The sequence below is a fragment of the Amycolatopsis sp. NPDC104775 genome (assembly GCF_055583325.1).
The window spans coordinates 215874-235934 of the sequence record NZ_JBVJOE010000002.1; the positions used below are offsets into that span (position 1 = coordinate 215874).

General features: G+C 69.5%; 17 protein-coding genes. 5 read left to right on the forward strand and 12 right to left on the reverse strand.

The window, feature by feature from the left end; genetic code table 11:
- Nucleotides 1-64: 64 nt before the first annotated feature.
- Nucleotides 65-1744 (reverse strand): PstS family phosphate ABC transporter substrate-binding protein, encoded by a 1680-nt coding sequence (locus ACZ63D_RS09845; RefSeq protein WP_465353906.1) that lies wholly within the window; start codon nucleotides 1742-1744, stop codon nucleotides 65-67.
- A 91-nt stretch (nucleotides 1745-1835) separates the two neighbouring features.
- Nucleotides 1836-3197: a MocR-like pyridoxine biosynthesis transcription factor PdxR gene (gene pdxR, locus ACZ63D_RS09850; RefSeq protein ID WP_465353907.1), complete on the reverse strand. Its 1362-nt coding sequence runs from the start codon at nucleotides 3195-3197 to the stop codon at nucleotides 1836-1838.
- Between the two features lie 88 nt (nucleotides 3198-3285).
- Between pdxR and ACZ63D_RS09855 the strand changes: the two genes are divergently transcribed.
- Nucleotides 3286-4185 carry a DMT family transporter gene (locus ACZ63D_RS09855; RefSeq protein ID WP_465353908.1) on the forward strand — a complete coding sequence of 300 codons (900 nt, stop codon included), beginning with the start codon at nucleotides 3286-3288 and terminating at the stop codon, nucleotides 4183-4185.
- A gap of 3 nt (nucleotides 4186-4188) precedes the next feature.
- Here ACZ63D_RS09855 and ACZ63D_RS09860 read toward each other — a convergent pair whose 3' ends face one another.
- Nucleotides 4189-5586 carry a class II fumarate hydratase gene (locus ACZ63D_RS09860; RefSeq protein WP_465353909.1) on the reverse strand — a complete coding sequence of 466 codons (1398 nt, stop codon included), beginning with the start codon at nucleotides 5584-5586 and terminating at the stop codon, nucleotides 4189-4191.
- 112 nt (nucleotides 5587-5698) lie between these two features.
- Between ACZ63D_RS09860 and ACZ63D_RS09865 the strand changes: the two genes are divergently transcribed.
- Nucleotides 5699-6670: an NAD(P)/FAD-dependent oxidoreductase gene (locus ACZ63D_RS09865; protein WP_465353910.1), complete on the forward strand. Its 972-nt coding sequence runs from the start codon at nucleotides 5699-5701 to the stop codon at nucleotides 6668-6670.
- Between the two features lies 1 nt (nucleotide 6671).
- Here the strand turns inward: ACZ63D_RS09865 and ACZ63D_RS09870 are convergent, their stop codons facing one another.
- The 6 genes from ACZ63D_RS09870 to ACZ63D_RS09895 all read right to left on the reverse strand — a co-directional run bounded on the left by ACZ63D_RS09870 (nucleotide 6672) and on the right by ACZ63D_RS09895 (nucleotide 11162).
- Complete coding sequence (locus ACZ63D_RS09870) at nucleotides 6672-7424, reverse strand: S1 family peptidase (protein ID WP_465353911.1); 753 nt, start codon at nucleotides 7422-7424, stop codon at nucleotides 6672-6674.
- Nucleotides 7425-7443: 19 nt separating this feature from the next.
- Nucleotides 7444-8502 carry a class II fructose-bisphosphatase gene (glpX, locus tag ACZ63D_RS09875; protein ID WP_465353912.1) on the reverse strand — a complete coding sequence of 353 codons (1059 nt, stop codon included), beginning with the start codon at nucleotides 8500-8502 and terminating at the stop codon, nucleotides 7444-7446.
- Between the two features lie 89 nt (nucleotides 8503-8591).
- On the reverse strand, nucleotides 8592-8816 hold the full coding sequence (locus ACZ63D_RS09880; RefSeq protein ID WP_037367840.1) for an exodeoxyribonuclease VII small subunit: 225 nt from the start codon (nucleotides 8814-8816) through the stop codon (nucleotides 8592-8594).
- The gene (locus tag ACZ63D_RS09885; protein ID WP_465353913.1) at nucleotides 8813-9271 is read right to left on the reverse strand and encodes a hypothetical protein; all 459 of its coding nucleotides are present in this window, start codon (nucleotides 9269-9271) and stop codon (nucleotides 8813-8815) included. Before ACZ63D_RS09885 ends, ACZ63D_RS09880 begins: the two co-directional genes overlap by 4 nt.
- Nucleotides 9268-10533 (reverse strand): exodeoxyribonuclease VII large subunit, encoded by a 1266-nt coding sequence (gene xseA, locus ACZ63D_RS09890; protein ID WP_465353914.1) that lies wholly within the window; start codon nucleotides 10531-10533, stop codon nucleotides 9268-9270. The genes ACZ63D_RS09885 and xseA overlap by 4 nt, the downstream gene beginning before the upstream one ends.
- Entirely contained in the window at nucleotides 10530-11162 is a 633-nt protein-coding gene (locus ACZ63D_RS09895) for a lipid droplet-associated protein (protein ID WP_465353915.1), read from the reverse strand. The genes xseA and ACZ63D_RS09895 overlap by 4 nt, the downstream gene beginning before the upstream one ends.
- A 150-nt stretch (nucleotides 11163-11312) precedes the next feature.
- Here ACZ63D_RS09895 and ACZ63D_RS09900 point away from each other — a divergent pair, with 150 nt between their 5' ends.
- On the forward strand, nucleotides 11313-12323 hold the full coding sequence (locus ACZ63D_RS09900; RefSeq protein ID WP_465353916.1) for a 4-hydroxy-3-methylbut-2-enyl diphosphate reductase: 1011 nt from the start codon (nucleotides 11313-11315) through the stop codon (nucleotides 12321-12323).
- 340 nt (nucleotides 12324-12663) lie between these two features.
- Here ACZ63D_RS09900 and ACZ63D_RS09905 read toward each other — a convergent pair whose 3' ends face one another.
- The 3 genes from ACZ63D_RS09905 to rmuC form a co-directional block, all read right to left on the reverse strand.
- Nucleotides 12664-13572 (reverse strand): DUF6542 domain-containing protein, encoded by a 909-nt coding sequence (locus tag ACZ63D_RS09905; RefSeq protein WP_465353917.1) that lies wholly within the window; start codon nucleotides 13570-13572, stop codon nucleotides 12664-12666.
- A 406-nt stretch (nucleotides 13573-13978) separates the two neighbouring features.
- Nucleotides 13979-14119 carry a hypothetical protein gene (locus tag ACZ63D_RS09910; protein ID WP_465353918.1) on the reverse strand — a complete coding sequence of 47 codons (141 nt, stop codon included), beginning with the start codon at nucleotides 14117-14119 and terminating at the stop codon, nucleotides 13979-13981.
- A 597-nt stretch (nucleotides 14120-14716) separates the two neighbouring features.
- Nucleotides 14717-15631, reverse strand: a complete 915-nt coding sequence (gene rmuC, locus ACZ63D_RS09915; RefSeq protein ID WP_465353919.1) for a DNA recombination protein RmuC — start codon at nucleotides 15629-15631, stop codon at nucleotides 14717-14719.
- Between the two features lie 228 nt (nucleotides 15632-15859).
- On the opposite strand from rmuC, the gene ACZ63D_RS09920 reads away from it, so the two are divergent.
- Nucleotides 15860-17014 carry an exonuclease SbcCD subunit D gene (locus ACZ63D_RS09920; protein WP_465353920.1) on the forward strand — a complete coding sequence of 385 codons (1155 nt, stop codon included), beginning with the start codon at nucleotides 15860-15862 and terminating at the stop codon, nucleotides 17012-17014.
- On the forward strand, nucleotides 17011-19974 hold the full coding sequence (locus ACZ63D_RS09925; RefSeq protein WP_465353921.1) for an AAA family ATPase: 2964 nt from the start codon (nucleotides 17011-17013) through the stop codon (nucleotides 19972-19974). The genes ACZ63D_RS09920 and ACZ63D_RS09925 overlap by 4 nt, the downstream gene beginning before the upstream one ends.
- The last annotated feature ends 87 nt before the right edge of the window (nucleotides 19975-20061 follow it).

Sequence of the window (20061 nt, forward strand, 5' to 3'; positions counted from 1 at the left end):
CATCATTACCCGCGCCACCGACAAAAACTCCCGCTCCAGCCTCGACCGGGTGAAAAAGAACTGGTCAGGCATCCGGACGAGTGCAGTACTGGTCCAGCAGCCCCTGTTTTGTCACACATGGCGTGTACCCTGCGTCCTGCAGTTCCGCCCGCGCCGTGCTGCTGCGCAGATAGTCGATGAACTGCTTGAGCAGCGAGTCGTTCTCCGGCACGCCCTTGGTGTAGAGGTACTCCACCGTCCAGAAGCGATAACCAGCGTCGATACTGGTCACGTCGGGGTAGCGGTCGTCGAGTTTCGCCATGGCGACCCGGCTGCCCGCCGCGGCGATCTTGGCCGCTGGAACGTCCGCGTAACCGATCGCGCCGGGAGTGTCGCCGACCGCGCGCAGCAGGTCGTCGGTCGTGCCGCGTTCGCAGCGCACCACCGCGGCGCGCGGGTCGCGGGTCGGGGTCCGGCAGTCGTCTGAGGACAGCCCTGGCTCGGCCGCGCCCAGCACCTTCTCTTCGAAAGTCTTGCGCGTGCCCGATTCCTGCCCGCGCCCGACGACCCGGATCGGGACCGGCGGACCGTCGCGCAGTTGCGCCCAGTTGGTGTACTTCCCGCTGAAAATGCCGCGCACTTGCTCGCCGTTCAGATGGTCGACGCCGACGGAGTTGTTCACTACCAGGCTGTACACGAGCACCGCGACCGGTTGCGTGACCAGATCCGGCCCGGCGTCGGCGGCTTTGCCGTCGGACAGCACTGCCAAGCTGTCTTTTTGGTCCGCGGGCAACGGTCCCAGCTCACGCACCGCGGACACGCTTCCGACCGCTTGCGTCGTGATCGTCGCACCGGGACACTGCCGGTGGTATTCCGTCGCGATGCTGTTCATGATCCGTGCGAAGGCGCTGGATCCGTGCACCGCAAGGGTTCCGGTGCCGCAACCGGGTTCGGGTCCGCGTGACGCGGCGACGAGGAGCATGCTGAGCAACGACCCGGTCAGCAACACCCCGATCGCTCCGGTGACCATCGGCCACGACAGCCAGCGTTGCTTGCGTTCGTCTTTGATCCGTCCGCCGCTGATCCGTCCGGTGACGTCCAGTTCCTTGGACAGCGGCCCGCCGCGCCAGTCGTCCGGCTCGCGCAGCACGACCACGAGCTTGAACTTTTCCCGCCGTTTCAACGAAAGCTGCTCAAGACGGACGCCGTGCCATTGCGGTGCCGCGGCGACCGGCGCGTCAGGTTGCCGCAGCAGAGCGGTCAGCCGCTGCGGCAGCAACGCTCGCACGCCGGACAGTCGCGCGGTTCCGTTTTCCGGCGTAGGCTGATCATGAGTAAAGAATTCAAGCCCGTTTCGCACCACTTCACGCAGACCGTCCTTGGCGTCAGACACGCGCGCGTCCCACACCACCCTCCGGCCGAAGGTGAACTGCAGCGGATGTTCCCAGTCGTCCGGGCCGATGTCGAAGCTGCCGGTGTTGCGGATGCGGATCACGACCACGCTGAGCGGTTCCAGCAGCCGCACGGTGCGTTCGAGTTGCGGATCCGCTTGCACCGCACCGTGGGCTGAGTCGCCGAGCGGGATCGGGTTGAGGCCGATCTTGGAGTTGTACAGCTCGCGGTAGATGACGCGCCTGCGCCGGATCACGTAACGGTCGACGATCGGGGCGAGGATCGTCGTGCCCGCGACGACCGCGATCGGCACGATGCCGCGATCGGATGTGAGCACGTCGGCGAGCGCTCGCAGGACATCTCCGAAGCTCACGCCTCGCCTCCCCCTGGCCGCTCCCGAGAATGTCCACAGTAAGCGTCAACCCAGGGACCCCTCCCCGGTGCACCAGGTGTTCACCAGCGGTTCAGCCAGCCGATGCGATCCGCTCGACGGCGGCGCGGAGCCGGTCCGGCGGAAGCGCGGCGTATCCGAGCACGAGGCCTGGATATCCCGCCGCGGCATGGGAATAAGTCGACAAAGCCGGTGCGTACACGCCTGCCGCGGCGAGTTTTTCCTGCAGCCGCACGTCATTGGTGCCGTCCGGGAGCCGGACGACCAGGTGCAATCCGGCGGCGATCCCGACCGGCTGCCACCGCGGCAACCGCTGGGCGAGCGCGTCGATGAGCGCGTCCCGGCGAGCGCGGTACAGCCGCCGGGTACGGCGCAGATGCCGGTCGTAACCGCCGGTGGCGATCAATTGCGCGAGTGCGGCCTGCGGAAGCGGCGGGCAACCGAGGTCGTGCATTTCCTTGACCCGGGCCACCGCGTCGCGCAATCGCCGCGGCGGAATGAGCCAGCCGATCCGCAACGCTGGTGCGAGTACCTTGCTGACGCTGCCGATGTACGCGACATGATCGGGTGCGAGTGCGCGCATCGCGCCGAGAGCGGGACGGTCGTAACGATGCTCGGCGTCGTAGTCGTCTTCGAGGATGAGACCGCCGGTTTCGGCTGCCCAGGCCAGCAGTTGCCGACGGCGATCCGGATGCAGCGCGACGCCGAGCGGGAACTGGTGCGCGGCGGTGACCAGCACGACGGAACAGTCCGAAGTGGACAATGCGTCGACGTTGAGACCCTTGTCGTCGACCGGAATACCGACGGGAGTCAGCCCGTGGTCGCGCAGCAGCATCGCTTGGCCGTGGTGGCTCGGGTCTTCGACCGCGATGCGCTGGTTCGGCAAGGCGTTGGCCAGCAGCGACAACGCTTCCGCGGCTCCGCTGGTGATCACGATGTCGTCCGGGTTCGTCGGCAGCGCGCGGACCCGTCCGAGGTAGGCGGCCAGTTCCGCGCGCAACGCGGGGTGTCCGGTCGGATCGGGGTAGCCGAGACCGAGATCAGGTGTCGCGTTCAGGGCTTCTCGTTCGGCGGCAAGCCATTCGACGCGGGGGAACGCGGACAACGCGGGCAGTCCGGGACGCAGGTTGAACTCCCACGTCGGCGCTTTCGCCGTGCTTGCCCGGGGAAGTGGCGCGACATCGTCGATCGGCGCCACGCGAGTGCCCGAACCGTGCTTGCTCAGCAGGTAACCCTCGGCAGTGAGCTGCTCGTACAGCGCGGTGATGGTGCCGCGCGCGACCCCGAGTTGGCGCGCGAGATCGCGGCTCGACGGCAGTCGCGTGCCGGCAGCCAGCCGTCCGGTACGGATCGCGTCGCGCAATGCGGCCTCGACGGCGCGCCCCCGGCGTCCTCCGGTGGCGGCGGGCAGGAGCAGCTCGCGGATGGTTTCCACCAGCACGACAGTACGACGAAGTGGTCCAGTTAGACCAGGACGGAGTGGTCCTTCTGAATAGACCACTCACGACTGAAAACTGAACGGCGTGAAACGGTCGATGGTGCTTTCAGGAGTGGCCGGCGCGGTGCTGGTCGGCGGATCGGTGCCGGTCACCGGCATGCTGGACGGATATCCGGTGATCACCGGGCAGGCGTTGCGGTACGCCCTCGGCGGCCTTCTGCTGCTGGGTTGGGCGAAGGCGACGCGCAGTCCGCTGCCACGGCCGAAACTGGGCGATCTGCCGACCCTGCTCGGCCTCGCCGCGACCGGGATGATCGGGTTCCAGGCCTGCCTGCTGCTGGCGCAGCGCTACGCGGAACCCAGTGCGGTGGCGGCGTTTCTCGGGGCCAGCCCGCTCGTGCTCGCGCTGCTCGCGCCGATGCTCGACGGTCGCCGTCCGTCCGCCGCCCCGGTCGTCGGCGCGGTGCTGGCCGGGCTCGGGATCGTGGTGCTGTCCGGCGGCGGATCCGCTTCCGCGCCAGGGTTGTTGCTGGCCGCGCTGGCGATGTTGTGCGAGGCGTCGTTCACCCTGCTCGCGGTGGGATTGCTACGCCGGCTCGGGCCGTTGGCGACTTCGACGTGGAGCTGTTTCACCGCTGCGGCAAGCGGTGCCGTGGTTGGGACGGTAGTCGATCCAGCCGGAGCTTGGCAGTGGCCGAACACGCGCGAACTTGTCGCGTTGCTGGTGCTGGCTGTCGTGGTGACCGCAGTGGCTTTTGTGCTCTGGTACAGCTGCGTCGTGGAGTTGGGTGCGGACCGGGCAGGCGTCCTGATCGGACTGATGCCGGTGGCCGGGCTGACTGTCGCGGTGTTGATCGGCGCGCAACGGTTCGAGCTCAAGGATTTGGCAGGCGTCACGCTAGTTGCTGCGGGAGTCGCATGTGGACTGTGGAAACGCGAAGCGGCTCGCCCGGAATTGCCCGAACGAGCCGCTACGACCTGCTGAACGCTACTTGCCGCCGCGCGCCATCCGCAGCACGTCCAGCGCCTCGTCCAACTGCGCTTCGGTGAGCTTGCCGTCGCGGACATACCCGCGCTCCAGCACCACCTCGCGGATCGTCTTGAGTTCCTTGAGCGCCTGCTTCGCCACTGCGGCCGCTTCCTCGTAGCCGATGTACTTGTTGAGCGGCGTGACGATCGACGGCGACCCCTCGGCGTACTGCTGAGCACGCTCGACGTTCGCGGTGACCCCGGCGAACACCTTGTCCGCCAACAACCGCGAGACGGCCGCGAGCAGCCGCGCCGATTCGAGCACGTTGCGCGCGATGACCGGCAGGTTCACGTTGAGCTGGAAGTTGCCCGCCGCACCGGCGAACGCGACCGCCGCGTCATTGCCGACGACCTGCGCGACGACCTGCAGCGTCGCTTCCGGAATGACCGGGTTGACCTTGCCCGGCATGATCGACGAACCCGGCTGCAGGTCCGGCAGCGCCAGTTCGGCCAGCCCGGTTCGCGGGCCCGAGCCCAGCCAGCGCAGGTCGTTCGCGATCTTGTTCAGCGACACCGCGATCGTGCGCAGGTGCCCGGAGGTCTCGACCACGCTGTCCTGCGTCGCCTGCGCCTCGAAGTGGTTGCGTGCCTCGGTGAGCGGCAAGCCGGTGATCTGCGCCAGTTCGGCCGACACCGCTGCGCCGAAGCCGTCGGGAGCGTTCAGGCCGGAGCCGACCGCGGTGCCGCCGATCGGCAGTTCGCCCAGCCGCGGCAGGCCGGACTGCAGCCGTTCGATGCCGAACCGGATCTGCGCGGCCCACGCGCCCGCCTCCTGGCCGAGGGTGATCGGTACGGCGTCCATCAGGTGCGTACGGCCGGACTTGACGACGTCCTGCCACTCTTCGGCGCGCGCCTCGATCGCACCGGCGAGGTGCTCCAGCGCCGGGATGACGTCGGTGAGGACAGCCTCGGTGGCGGCGACGTGGATCGTCGTCGGGAAGGTGTCGTTGGACGATTGCGACGCGTTGACGTGGTCGTTCGGATGCACGTCGCGGCCGAGCGCCCGAGTCGCCAGCGTCGCGATGACCTCGTTCGCGTTCATGTTGGACGAGGTGCCCGAGCCGGTCTGGAAGACGTCGATCGGGAAATGCTCGTCGTGCTTGCCCTCGGCGACCTCGTCGGCGGCCTTGGCGATCGCGTCGGCGACGTCGGCGTCCAGGACGCCAAGACGCGCGTTCACGCGGGCGGCGGCGGCCTTCAACAGGCCCAGCGCGCGGATCTGGGCGCGCTCGAGACCGCGGCCGGAGATGGGAAAGTTCTCGACGGCACGCTGGGTCTGCGCGCGGTAGAGCGCGTCGACCGGGACGCGGACCTCACCCATCGTGTCGTGTTCGATCCGGTATTCCTGTTCAGCCATACCCCCGATTCTGGCCCCGATTCGCTCACCTGGCCGGGTGTTGTCGCCCACCCCGGTAGGCTCGGTTGTGTTCTCGATCACCGCCACCCACCACTGGCATGGAGCGAGCCTCATGGATTACGACCTCGTCGTCATCGGAGCCGGTCCCACCGGCCTCTTCGCCGCCTACTACGCGGGATTCCGCGGCCTGTCGATGGCCGTGGTCGATTCGCTGCCCGAACCGGGCGGCCAGGTCACCGCGATGTATCCGGAGAAGATGATCTATGACGTCGGCGGGTTCCCCGCGGTCCGCGGCCGCGATCTCGTGCAGGGCTTGGTGGACCAGGCCGCGCCGTGGAAGCCGGACTACCTGCTCGGCCGCAAGGCGGAAAAGCTGGAGAGCGTCGACGGGGGACTGGAGCTGACCCTCGACGGCGGCGACGTGCTGCGCGCGGGCGCGGTCCTGATCACCGCGGGCATCGGCGAATTCACACCGCGCCCGCTGCCCGCCGGAGACGGCTGGCTCGGTCGCGGAATGGTCCATTTCGTCCCGTCGCTCGCGGCCCACGCGGGCCAGCACGTCGTCGTGGTCGGCGGCGGGGACTCGGCGTTCGACTGGTGCCTGGCGCTGCATCCGGTCGCGGCGAGCGTGACGCTCGTGCACCGGCGCGCGAAATTCCGGGCGGCGGAATCGATCGTGCGGCAGGTGCGGGAGCTGGGCGTACGGCTGGTCACGGACGCGGAGGTCGCCCGGTTCGTCGAAGCCCCGGACGGCTCGTTGCAGGCGGTCGACGTGACGGTGAAGGGCGGTGCGGACGAACAGCTGCGCGCGGACGCTGTAGTGGCGGCTCTGGGCTTCACCGCGGATTTGGGGCCGATCGAAAGCTGGGGGCTGGAAATCGATCACCGCGCGATTTCGGTGGATTCGACTATGGCGACCGCGCGGCCGCGCGTTTACGCGGCGGGCGATGTGGCGGCTTATCCGGGGAAGGTGAAACTGATCGCGACCGGATTCGGGGAGGCGGCTACGGCGGTGAACAACATCGCGGTGGCGTTGAATCCCGAGGCGCATTTGTTCCCGGGGCATTCGAGCAACGTCGAATGAATCAGCCGGTTTTCTCCGCCAGCCAAGGCTGATACGCCACCGCCGACGACGCGATCGACGGCGCTGATCCGCACGTCGGCGACCCGTTTCCCGGGCGGCTGACCATTCCGGCCAGCGTCCACCGGTCGCCGTCGCGGATCAGTTCCGGGCCGCCGGAATCGCCATAGCACGAACCGGATCCGCCGGGGCTGTCTGTGCACAGCTCGGACGTTCCGTCGAACGCCGCGGTGCATTTCTCGCCCGGCACCAGATGTGTGTCGAGCTGGCGCAAAGTTTTCGACACCGGGCCGCACTGCGGCGTCGCGCACGTCTGGCCCCAGCCGATTATCCGGACCGCCGTGCCCGGGGCGGCCGAACCGCTGATCGCGATCGGCGCGGCCTTCACCGGTGCGGTCAGCCGGATCAGGCCGACGTCACCAGTTTGCGTTTCGGCGTTGAAATGCGGATGCAGCACGAATTCCGCCGCTTTCGGGGTCTCCCCGCCCTCGTCCGCGTTGTTGCTGCCGACGCGCAGCCCGATCGTCGCCGGGTCCTTCGCGGACAGGCAGTGTGCCGCGGTGACCACCCAGGTCGGCGTGAGCAGCGCACCGCCGCAGAACTGCGCGCCGCCGGAGGTGTGCAGGGAGACCGCGAACGGGTAGGGCTGATCCGCGTCGGCCCCGCCGACGATCGCGGGCCCGGCCGAAGCGCTGCCCGCGCTGAGCGCGACGCCGGTGAGGACGGTCAGCACCAGCGCGAACAGCCGTTTCGACACCGGGGAACTCCTTGGCAGATCAGGGAAGCGGAGGCACCACGTGCTCGTCCTCGTCGAGGTCGAGGTTGCCGTCGAAGTTGACGGACGAGTACGCCCGCAGCTTCTCGAGCCGGTGGTAGCCGTCGATCATTCTGACCGTCCCGGACTTGGACCGCATGACGATCGACTGCGTCGTCGCGCCGCCCGCCCGGTAGTGGACCCCGCGCAGCAGGTCGCCGTCGGTGACGCCGGTCGCGCAGAAGAACACGTTGTCCCCGGTGACCAGGTCGTCGTTGAGCAGGATCCGGTCGAGATCGTGGCCGGCGTCGAGAGCCTTCTCGCGCTCCGCGTCGTCCTTCGGCCACAGCCTGCCCTGCAGTTCGCCGCCGAGGCACTTCATCGCGCACGCGGCGATGATGCCCTCGGGCGTGCCACCGATGCCGAGCAGCATGTCGACGCCGGTGGTCGGCCGGGCCGCGGCGATCGCGCCCGCGACGTCGCCGTCGGAGATGAACCGGATCCGTGCCCCCGCCTCGCGGACCTCTTTGACCAGCTGGTCGTGGCGTGGCCGGTCGAGGATGCAGACCGTCACGTCGCTGACGCTGGAGTTCTTCGCCTTCGCCACGCGCCGGATGTTCTCCGCGACCGGGGCGGAAATGTCCACCTTGCCCGCCGCATCCGGGCCGACGGCGAGCTTCTCCATGTAGAACACCGCGGACGGGTCGAACATCGCGCCCCGCTCCGCGACGGCGAGCACGGCCAGCGCGTTCGGCATGCCCTTCGCCATGAGCGTGGTGCCATCGACCGGGTCGACCGCGACGTCGCAGTCCGGGCCGTCGCCGTTGCCGACTTCTTCGCCGTTGAACAGCATCGGCGCTTCGTCTTTCTCGCCCTCGCCGATGACGACGACGCCACGCATCGAGACGGTGGAGACGAGCTGGCGCATCGCGTCGACGGCAGCCCCGTCGCCGCCGATCTTGTCGCCTCGGCCGACCCAGCGGCCGGCCGCCATCGCGGCTGCCTCGGTCACCCGCACCAGTTCCATGGCGAGGTTGCGATCAGGCGCTTCGCGTCGGCTGCGGTCACTGGCGGTGGTCATGGTGGCCTCCCGGAACACGGTTCGTCAGCGGGTGCCCAGTCTGTCAGATCCTTAGACCACCTGACCGATTCAGCAACGCATGGTGCACGTCACTCTGTGTCGTCGTCAGTCTCCACCGAGGCCAGCGCGGCCTCGATCCGCTCGCGAGCGCCTTCCAGATGCCGCTCGCACACCTTGGCGAGCCGCTCGCCCTTCTCCCACAGCTCGAGCGACTGCTCCAGGGAAAGCCCGCCTGCCTCGAGTTCCTTCACCACTTCGACGAGCTGATCGCGGGCCTGCTCGTAACCGAGTCCGGCGGTGTCTGCTTCGCTCACGTTCTCCGACCTTGTGGTGCACGGGGCTGTCGGCGCAGACTACCGCGCTCGGCCGACATTCCCGGGGAACCGGGCCGCGCCCGCTGCGGGCACGCGACCACCGCACTCGCCATCGCGTGGTCGTACCCGACAAACGCCAGCGCGAACTCCTGCCCGTCACCGTCCGCGATGGCGTCCTCGAGGTTCTCCTGCGCGCTCGCCACCCGCCGCCGGTGTCCGGTCCCCTCGGCGAACCACCACCGCACGCCGACGTGCTCGGACGTCGCCTCGGACAGCCGCCTGAGCTGAGGTGCCAGACCGCGTCGGGCCGCAGTGCCGCAGCCGGCTAGCAGGGCCGTCCAGCATTCGTCGGCGGCGTGGTCGGTGACCAACGCCTGCCGCAGCAGGAGACCGGCGTTGAGCCGGGCGGCGGCGTCCACCGTGAGCGGGAGGAACGCCGGGGCCCGGTGCGTCACGGCCGGTCTCCTTCCGGTGCGGGTGTCGTCGGCTCGACGGATTCGGCCACCGCGCGGACCGCTCCGTCGGCGACCCGCACGCGCAGCTGCGCTCCATCCTCGATCTGGGAGACGGAGCGGAGCACCTGGAGGTTGCCCTCGGAATCAGAGAATTGGACGACGGCGTACCCGCGCTGCATCGTGGCCGCCGGGCCGAGCGCGGCCAGCCTGCCCCGCGCGTTCGCGATCTCGGCCTGGTCCTTGGCGAGCAGGCCGAGCATCGCGCGACGGCCGCGTTCGCGGTGCATCTCGACGTCGCTGAGCCGGCGCTCGATCGGACCCAGCGGATCGGCCAGCGACGGACGGCTGCGCAACTGCGTGAGCAGCCGCGTCTCCCGGTCGACCCAGCCGTGCAGCGCGCGCCGCCCGCGGTCGCGCATCTGCCGCACGCGCGCGGTCTCCTCGCGAACGTCCGGCACGATGCGCTTGCTCGCGTCGGTCGGCGTGGAACAGCGCAGGTCGGCGACGTGGTCGAGCAGCGGGGTGTCCGGCTCGTGCCCGATGGCGCTGACGATCGGCGTGCCCGCGGCCGCGACCGCCCGGCACAGCGCTTCGTCGGAGAACGGCAGCAGGTCCTCGACGCTGCCGCCGCCGCGGGCGATGACGATCACGTCGACGTCCGGATCTTTGTCCAATATGGACAGTGCGCGGAGGATTTGCGGCACCGCCTGCGAACCCTGCACGGCGGTGTTCAGCACCTTGAACAACACGTGCGGCCAGCGTGCCTGCGCGTTCGCCAGCACGTCTCGCTCGGCCGCCGACGCGCGTCCGGTGATCAGCCCGATTCCCTTGGGCAGAAAGGGAATCGGCCGTTTCCGCTCGCGGGCGAACATGCCTTCGGCGGCCAGCAGCTTGCGCAGCCGTTCGATCCGCGCGAGCAGTTCGCCGATGCCGACCGCGCGGATCTGGTCCGCGCGCAGGCTCAGCGTGCCGCGGCCGAAGAAGAACGACGGCTTCGCGTGGATGACCACCCGGTCGCCTTCGCGCAGCGGCGTCGGCAGCTCGCGCACCAGCCACATCGGACAGGTGACGGACATCGAGACGTCCGCGGACGGGTCGCGCAGGGTCAGGAACGCGGTCTGCGTGCCGGGCCGCGCGTTCATCTGCGTGACCTGGCCCTCGACCCAGACGTCGCCGAGCCGGTGGACCCAATCGCCAATCTTGCGCGCGACAGTACGGACCGGCCACGGGTTTTCCGCGCTGGTAGCGGGATCGTTGCTCACTGGCCTTCCGCGGGGTCGCCCGGTTGTTCTTCCGCCTTGCGCGCGTTGCCGATCCGCCGCGCGAGCATGCCGACGAACGACGCGCGGTCCGCGTGGGACTTCTCGTACTCCAGCAGCTCTTCCAGCTGGGGCACGGTCAACCGGCGCAGCCGGGCGCGCAGCTGTGGCAGCGTCAGCTCGTCGTAATTGCCCAGCCCGGCCGGACCGGAGCTGTCGTTCTCGCCCTCGGGGTGTTCCTCGCCGAGCGCGCGGGTCTCCTCGACCCACGGATCGTCGAGGGTTTCCGCGGCGAGATCCGGCGGCTGCGCGCGGTGGCCGTTGGTGTGCTGCTCGGGCAGGTCGTCGACCGGCACGAGCGTGGGCCGCGCTGGAGTGAATTCGGGCTCGACGTCCTCGTCGAACGTGGCCCAGCTGGGCGTGTCCTCGACGGGACGCAGCATCGACAGCGCGTCGTCGCCCTTGATGGCCAGCTCGGTGACCTGCTGCTGGACGCGCATGGACAGCTGCAGCACCTGGCTCACGACGGTGACCGGCAGGCCGGTGAGCTGCTTCGGGAGCTCACGAACCCGCTCGGCGGTGGTGACGGCGAGGCCCGCGGCGACCCGGAGGGGGAGCGGGAGTGGCTTCATGGGTCCAGCGTGCCGCATCAAGGCCGTCCTGCCCAACCGAACGGGTGGCCAGGGGCGCCGGACGTGACGCCCGGCACAGCCTGAATGGCCGCCGCCATCATCCGAACGAGGACTTCGACCCCGGATCGGCACTGCCCGTACCCTGGAGGCATGACTTCTGCGAGTCCCGGAACCGAACCCGCCGGTACCCCGACGATCACCCGGTCCGGCGCCGCCAAACGCGTGCTGCTCGCGAAGCCGCGCGGGTACTGCGCCGGCGTTGACCGCGCGGTCGTCGCCGTCGAGAAAGCGCTCGAGCTGTACGGGCCGCCGGTGTACGTGCGCAAGGAAATCGTGCACAACCGGCACGTCGTCGACACCCTGCGCGAACGCGGCGTGATTTTCGTCGACGAGACGTCCGAGGTGCCCGAGGGCGCGCTCGTGGTGTTCTCCGCGCACGGCGTCTCGCCCGCGGTGCACGCCGAGGCCGCGGAGCGGAACCTGCGCACCATCGACGCGACCTGCCCGCTAGTCACCAAGGTGCACAAAGAGGTCAACCGGTTCGCCAAGGACGACTACGACATCCTGCTGATCGGCCACGAGGGCCACGAGGAGGTCGAGGGCACGGCAGGCGAGGCTCCGGAGAAGGTGCAGCTGGTCGACAAGCCCGAGGACGTCGACAAGGTCGACGTGCGCGATCCGTCGAAGGTGATCTGGCTGTCGCAGACCACCCTGTCGGTGGACGAGACGATGGAACGCGTCGACCAGCTTCGCGAACGCTTCCCGACTCTGGCCGACCCGCCCAGCGACGACATCTGCTACGCCACCACCAACCGCCAGGTCGCGGTCAAGGCGATGGCCCCGGAGTGCGACCTGGTGCTGGTCGTCGGCTCGAAGAACTCGTCGAACTCGAAGCGGCTGGTCGAGGTCGCGTTGAAGGCCGGTGCGTCGGCTTCGCACCTGATCGACTTCGCGTCGGAGGTCGACGAGGCGTGGCTGGAAGGCGTTTCGACGGTCGGGGTGACGTCGGGGGCCTCGGTGCCGGACGTGCTGGTGATGGACCTGCTGAAGTGGCTCGCCGAGCGCGGGTACGGACAGGTGGACGAGGTGACCACGGCGAACGAGAAGATCGCGTTCGCGTTGCCGAAGGAGCTTCGGAAGGCTGTTAAGTCGGAGTCCTGAGGCTGTTTTCGGCTTTGGCTGCCTCTTGCCGCCGCGACGACAGCTGATCCTTTCGGGACGGACCTGGGCGGTCCCGTACGCCGATGGCCTCGGCGCGCTGCTCGGGCAGCAGCAGATCCCGGCTGCCCCGGGGCCTGTTCACTGAACCGCGTGAACCACGCTTGGCCGCAGCGATACCTTGCGCGGCAACGAAAAGGCCGCCGATCCCGATGAGTGGATCGGCGGCCTTTGCCGTCTGACAGCGATGTCCCGGTTCCTGGTCAGCCCTTGTCGTCCTAAGGACGTTGGCGGCGCGGAGGATCAGCCCTCGTGGTCCTAAGGAGGTTGGCGGCGCGGAGGATCAGCCCTCGTCGTCCCAAGGACGTTGGCGGCGCGGAGGTTCCCGGCGAGGCGGACGCGGACGCCCGGGCGGCGGCTCGTCCCCTCGCGGCCGACGACGGGGCGGCGGCGCGTCGCCCCGCGGATCACGACGACGCGGATCACCCTCCGGCGGCCGCGGACGACGCCCCTCCGGCGGCGGCTTGCGGCCACCTCGCGGAGCGTTCGGGTCCATCGGGTCCCGCCGCGGACGGGCGCCCGGGTCAGCAGGCGGCCGCGGACGGCGCGGAGGCGGAGCGTCGAGATCCCGGTCCCGCGGCGGACGGCGACGGTTGCCCGGAAGCGGCGTCTGACCGGACTGCTGACCGGCACGACCGGCGGGCGGCCGCGAACGCGGCCGGCTCGCGGCTTTGTCGTCGTCCTCGTCCCGGGTGCGCGGGGCCTTGCCGTCCTTGAGCTTGACCGGCGCGTCCGGGTCGCGTTCGCGGTAGATCCGGAAGAAGCCGAAGAGCAACGTGACGCCAGTGGTGACCGCCATCGTCGGGAAGCCCTTGATCAGCGGCGTCCCGATGTTGAGCAGCTTCGACAGAGTGTCGCTGGCCTCCGGCCCCCCGCCGGTCAGCAGCACCACGCCCGGCACGGTGACGGCGAGCACCAGCGGCGGCTGCACCATCGGACCGAACAGCCCGCGTCTTTGCACCGCGCCGACCGCGATCACGGCCCCGAGGAAGTAGCCCGCCTTGAAAACAAAACCGAGGCTGCCGGTGGACTTCTCGTCGATGATGGCGCCGAGCACTGCCAAGCCGAAGCCCACGAGCACAGCCGCCCACCAGGGCAGGCCACGCCTCGTGCCGACGACGAGACGCTCGTCCCACGGCACGGGGGCGTCATCGGCATCAGGATCGCTCTGGCGATCGCGTATCGCGGTCACGAGGCACACCGTAGCCCGTACTTGTCACGATCTTGTTGGCACTGCCGAGGACAGCATGAGGCAGCCACTCGACCGCATGACAGTTCGTTCGGTCGAGCGGTACTCGCGGTACGGCCTTCTCGCCCCGCTCCGCCGGACGGGGAACCAGTGGACCAGACCTCTGACCAGCGGTGATACCGACGGTATGGTCTGTCCGCCCGATTCCCGGCCCCGCGCTGACCCCAGGCTATGCCACGAGCCAGTCCCGGCGACGGCGGCGCCACCGGTCCCGTTCCGGAACATTCGCCGTTCTGGAACTTGACCGGGAATTGACGTTCCCGTGAGCGGCCTGAGCGCGCGGATGCTGCCCGCGCGACGTCGGAACCCTGCCCTTTCGCTCGCCGCGACGGCAGTGTCCAAGCTGGACTTAGCCGTTCGTTCCGGGCAATCCGGACTCCCATGCCAGGCCGCCCTGAACGTCGACGCGCTCGCGGATCACCGTCGAGACGACGTTCAGCTCACCGTGGACGCCCTCCTCCGCACCGCGGCACGCGACCTCGCGACTCACGCTCTCACGGCGACGCCTGAGCCGGGCGGTGCCAGACCGCTCAGCCAGACCCGTCGTCAGACGCTCTCCACCGGATCGCGCTCTGAAGCTCCTTCCGCCGGATCGCGGCCGCCGGTCCGCGCCTGCCTGGGGCCGTCCCGCCAGGACTGCGCCTGCCCGGGGCGAGCTGCCACGCCTGCCTTGAGCCGAGGTGCCCCGACGGCACCTGCCCGTGGCAGATCCGCCGCACGCGCCTCTCCCCGGGAGAGCCGCCCGACCGCGCTTGCCCCGAGGCGAGCCGCGCGACCGCGCTTATCCCGAAACAAGCTGCCAGTCCGCATTGCCGCGTCCGCGCCCGTCAAAGCCGACGCCGACACCGCGCCGCCAAGCCGGCAGACCGGAAGATCCCGCCTCGCCCAACATCGCGGTCCAGCCTCAAGCCTCAGCTCGAGTCCCACGAGCTCCGGGCCGTAACCCCGGCATCGCCAGGTCGCGACTGCCGGACCTGTCCCGCGAGCCCCGGCACCGTCAAGCCACAACTGCCGGATCCGCCCCGCGAGAGCACGCCGTCGATCATCCGATCGCGACTGTCGAGCCTGCGGCCATCGCGCCGCAACCTCAACCAGCTGTCACCTCGTCTCCCTTCCGCAGTTGCGGCACCGGCGCCGGACTGCCCGACGCGTCGGTGAGCGGCGCGACCGTCGCGCGGAACGTCTCCAGTGCCTCGAGTTCCCGGCGGCGGGCCGAGACGAAGCGCTGCAGGTGCGTCGTGGACAGATTCAGCGCTTCGACCGCGTTGCCCGCGGCCCGGTGCGCGGCGGCGGCGCCCGCGCGCACTTGCTCGACATCCTCGACGAGCGCCCGGTCGCTGGCGGCGAACAGCGCCGCCGACGCGAGCACCCCGAATCCCGTAGGGCCGCACAGGAAAACGCGGCGGTCGATCAGCCAGCGCAGCAGTTCGGGATCGGTGTCGAGGGCGGCGACCACGGCCGCGTCGGATGGAACGAACATGATGGTGCCGTAGATCGCGTCCGCCCAGCGCTGGTAGCCCTTGCCCGCCAGCTCCGCCGCGCGGGAGCGCAGCTGCCGGACGTGGACGCGCAGCGCGTCGAGCCGTTCCTCCGGGTCGTCGGTCTCGACCGCCTCCGCCCAGATGGCCATGCTCGCCTTCGCGTCGACCGGTACCGCCCGGCCGCCGCCGACATTCAGCACCAGGTCGGGCTTCGCGCTTCCGCCGCCGCCCAAATCGGTCTGCAGGGTGAAGTGCAGTCCCTCCCGCAGTCCGAGTGCGCGCGCGGTTTCCACAAGCACCTGTTCGCCGAGTTCGCCGCGGCCGTGGATCGACGCGAACGCCACTTCGTACCGGCGCAGCGCGAGCTGTTGCTGATCGCCTTTCGCGCGTTCCGCCGCCACGAGCCGCGCCGCTGCGTCGGCACGGCGCATTCCGTCGTTGTACAGCCGCCACAGCGCGACAACCGCGACGCACAGGAGCAGCGCGAGCACGACGGCCGCGGTGGTGATCACCGTCTCCACCCGGTCCTCCTCTCCGTCGGGTCCGGCGGGTGTCCGGACGCGAGACATCATGGCGGACCCCACCGACAAAAACCGGCACCCGTGGTCGCGCTGTGTAGCTGACCTGCGACTTTCCAGATTCGAGGCTGGGCGTGTCCGAAGTGGCCCCATCGGTTTCGTACACACGTTCGAGTGGGGTACCGGCGTGCCTCCCGGATTTCGTCGGGGTCTGCTCCTAACGTGGTCGCCGTGAGAGTCCTCCATACCTCTGATTGGCACATCGGCCGCACGTTCCACGGCGCCGATCTGCTTACCGAACAGGAGGCCGCCCTCACGCACATCGCCGAACTCGTCGACCGCGAGTCGGTCGACGTCGTGGTGGTGGCCGGTGACATCTACGACCGAGCGGTGCCGTCCGCCGAAGCTGTCCGCGTCGCCACGGCCGCGATGACCCGGATCCGCCGGGCAGGCGCGGAACTCGTGGTGACGCCGGGCAACCACGATTCGGCCGCGCGGCTTGGCGCGTTCGCCGAATTCGCGGCGGCGGGCGGGCTGCACGTCCGCGCGACCGTCGAAGGCATCGCGGAACCCGTTGTGCTGCACGACGAACACGGTCCGGTCGCGTTCTACGGCATCCCGTATCTCGAACCCGAGCCGTCGCGGCACGCATTGGGCGTGCCGGAGGCGCGCGGCCACACCGGCGTGCTCGGCGAGGCGATGCGGCGGGTGCGGGACGATCTGGCCAATCGTCCAGGCGCTCGATCCGTAGTGCTGGCGCACGCTTTCGTCACCGGGGGCGAGGCCAGCGAATCGGAACGGACCATCGCAGTGGGCGGGGTCGAGCAGGTTCCCGGCTCGGTGTTCGACGGCGTGGACTACGTCGCGCTCGGGCACTTGCACGGACCGCAGACGCTCGCGGAACACCTCCGGTATTCCGGAAGCCCGCTGGCGTATTCGTTTTCCGAAGCGCGGCAACGGAAATCGGTGTGGTTCGTGGACCTCGACGCCACCGGACTGGCCGAGGTGCACCGGCATGAGGTGCCCGTGCCGCGTCCGCTCGCGACGCTCTCCGGCGAGCTCGCCGCTTTGCTCGAGGACCCGGACCACGAGCAATGGCGCGAGCATTTCCTCTCGATCACCGTCACCGATCGAGTGCGCCCGATCGACGCGATGCGGTTGCTGCAGAACCGTTTTCCCTATGCGGTGCACATGGACTGGCGGCCCGACGGCGGGGTCGCCGGCACTGAATTGAAGTACGCCGAGGCGGTGCGCGGGCGCAGTGACATCGAGATCGCGCGCAGTTTCCTCGACGACTGCCGCGGCGCTCCGCCGACCGAACGCGAGGAGCGGCTGGTGCACCTGGCGCTTGAAGCAGCGAACCGGGCGGCGGTGGAGAAGCTGTGAGACTGCATCTGCTGGAGGTGGAAGCCTTCGGCCCCTACGCGGGCCGGGAGGTAGTGGACTTCGATGCCCTTGGCACCGACGGTCTTTTCCTTCTCCACGGCGACACCGGCGCGGGCAAAACGACGCTGCTCGACGCGATCGCGTTCGCGTTGTTCGGCGTGGTGCCGGGCGCGCGCGGCGACGTCAAGCGATTGCGGTGCGATCTCGCCGAACCTGATCGGCGGACGGAGGTCGTGCTGGAGCTGACCGTACAGGGTCAGCGGCTGCGGATTGTGCGCAGTCCGGAGTACCAGCGGCCGAAGAAACGTGGCGACGGATTCACCACGCAGCAGGCCCGGGTTTCGCTGACCTGGGTCGGCGAACCACCCGCCGGGCTGCCGCCGGACGGAAGCATCCGCATCGACGAGGTGGCGCGCACCGTTGAGCGGCTGCTGGGCATGACGGCTGCGCAGTTCTTCCAGGTAGTGCTGCTGCCGCAGGGGGAATTCGCGAAGTTCCTCCGCAGCGACACCACGGAGCGCGAGAAGCTGCTGGAACGGCTTTTCGGCACCGAGCGGTTCTCCGACGTCGAGCGCTGGTTCGCGGATCTTCGCGCGGAACGCGGCCGTGCGCTGGAAAAGCGGCAGCAGGAGGTCCGGGAGCTGCTCGCCCGTTACGCCCAGGAAGCGCAGCAGGAACCGCCGGAGGAAGGGCAGCCGGAATGGGTCGAGGCGGTCCTGTCGGACATCGCTGCTCGGGCTGACGCTGCGGAAACCGAGGCGGCGCAAGCACGATCGGCGGCGAAGTCCGCTGAGATCGCGTTGCGTGAGGCGGAGGAGGACGCGGAGAAGATCCGCCGGGTCCGCACCGCGCACACTCGGCTGGCGCAGATCGCCGAGCAGGCGGCGGAACGTGCTGAGTGGACGGAAGAGATCGCGGCGGCTCGGCGCGCCGCCGCGGTGGTTCCGGAAGCTGAGCTGATGGACCGCCGCGCGGCCGAACTCGGTGATGCGCAGGTATTGGTGGCGGATCGGATCCGGGACCTCGCCGACCTCGGTTTCGACGCGGTCGGGCTCGCGGTCGCCGATCTTCGCGAGCGCGCGGGTTCCGTTCGCGAGGAGGCGGGCGCGCTCGCCGAGTTGGCCGCGGAAGCGAACCAGCAGAAGAGCGACGAACAACGCCGAGCGGAGCGGCAGAAGGTCGCGGAAAAAGCTGCCGAGCAGGTTGCTGGGCTCGCCGAGCGGTTAGCCGAGCTGCCCGGCCTGATCGCTGCTGCGCGTACCGAAGCGACGGTGGCCGGAGAAGCGGCAGCGAAGCTGGACGGTGCGAAATCGCGTGTCGACGACCTGACGGCGCTCACTCGTGCAGCCGAGGAGTTGCCGCCAGCTGAAGCCCGGGTCGCGCGCGGTGAGGCGAAACTGCGCGAAGTGGTCGACGAGCACCAGGCGGCTCGGCAACGCCGGCTGGATCTCCGCGAACGGCGTCTCGACGGCATGGCAGCGGAGTTGGCCGCTGGCTTGGCCGATGGTGCAGCGTGTCCGGTGTGCGGGTCGGCTGAACACCCAGCACCGGCGAATCATGACGCGCCGCTGGTGGACGCGGCCGAAGAACGCGCTGCCGAAGAAGCCGAGCAGAAGGCGTCGGCGTTACGCCAGCGAGTGGTGTCCGCCTTGGAAGAGGCCAAGGCGCGGGTCGTCTCCTTGCGTGAAAGGTTGGACGGACGCACCGCGGAGGAGATCGCGACCGCGTTGACCGAAGCCCGCGCGGTCGTCGCGGAACTCTCCGGGAAGGCGCAGCGCAAGGACCAGTTGAACGCGAAGGTCGCTGAACTGGAGCGCGGTGCCGAGCAGGTGGCCGAACAGCACCGTCTCGCGGAGAAGACAGTCACCGAGGCGAAGAGCGAGATCCGCGCGCTGGACGAGCGGATGGCCGAACGCGAGCAGCGGCTGGTCGCGGGCCGGGGAGAATTCCCGGACGTTCCCGCCCGGCGACAGCATTTGCTCACGTTCGCCGGTGCGCTCGATTTGGCGGCGGAGGCGCACGCCGCGGTGTCCGGAGCGGAGGCCCGGTTGGCGGAGCAGCGGGATCTGGTGGAAATCTCGTTGCATGCCAAGGGATTCGCGACCCTTGAGGAAATGCGCGCCGCCGTACGGACCGACGAGCAGATCATGAAGCTCGAACAGGGCCTCGCTGAGGCGGAAGCGACGGCCGCCGGTGCGCGGGAAATGCTCGCGCAACCGGAACTGTTCGGAATCTCGCCGGACGATGTGGTGGACGTCGCTCCGCTGGCCGAGCGGGCGAAGGAGACGCGGGCCCGCGCGGACACCGCTTTTGCCTCGCAGCAAGCGGTTTCGGCGCAACACCGAGAACTGATGAAGCTCGCCGGACGGTTGAGCACGGCGCTGTCGGAGCTGCGGCCGTTGGAAGAGGAGTACGCCGAACTGCGGGCACTGTCCGAAGTGGTCAACGGACGAGGACAGAACGCGCGGAAGATGTCGCTGCGCTCGTATGTCCTGGCTGCCCGCCTCGAAGAGGTCGCGCTCGCGGCGACCGCCCGGCTGCGGACCATGAGCCAGGGCCGCTATTCGTTCGTGCACTCGGACGCGGCCGGCGCGCGCGGCACGAGGGGCGGTCTCGGCTTGGACGTACTGGACGACTACTCCGGTGCGATACGCCCAGCGAAGACGCTCTCGGGCGGCGAGTCGTTCCTCGCGTCGCTGTCGCTCGCGCTGGGCCTGGCCGACGTGGTGGCAGGCGAAACCGGCGGTGCGCTGCTCGACACCCTCTTCGTGGACGAGGGTTTCGGCACCCTGGACGCCGAAACGCTGGACGTGGTGATGAACATCCTCGACGAACTCCGCGCAGGCGGCCGCGTGGTGGGGCTGGTGTCGCACGTCGAGGAACTCCGCCAGCGCATCCCCACGCGGCTGCGGGTGCGGAAGTCCCGCACCGGGTCGAGAGTGGAGCTGCAGATGGCTTGACGAGAACTCAACGGGCCTGCGCCGGGTTGCCGATGGATTGGCCGCGTGACCGGATGGCTGGGCTTGCTGGGCGGCTGGATCAGCGGA

What these genes read in the sequence shown, in the direction of transcription:
- ACZ63D_RS09860 (WP_465353909.1), bottom strand. Translation starts at nt 5,586, where the DNA reads ATGGCTGAACAGGAATACCGGATCGAACACGACACGATGGGTGAGGTC.
- ACZ63D_RS09865 (WP_465353910.1), top strand. Translation starts at nt 5,699, where the DNA reads ATGGATTACGACCTCGTCGTCATCGGAGCCGGTCCCACCGGCCTCTTC.
- glpX (WP_465353912.1), bottom strand. Translation starts at nt 8,502, where the DNA reads ATGACCACCGCCAGTGACCGCAGCCGACGCGAAGCGCCTGATCGCAAC.
- ACZ63D_RS09895 (WP_465353915.1), bottom strand. Translation starts at nt 11,162, where the DNA reads ATGAAGCCACTCCCGCTCCCCCTCCGGGTCGCCGCGGGCCTCGCCGTC.
- ACZ63D_RS09900 (WP_465353916.1), top strand. Translation starts at nt 11,313, where the DNA reads ATGACTTCTGCGAGTCCCGGAACCGAACCCGCCGGTACCCCGACGATC.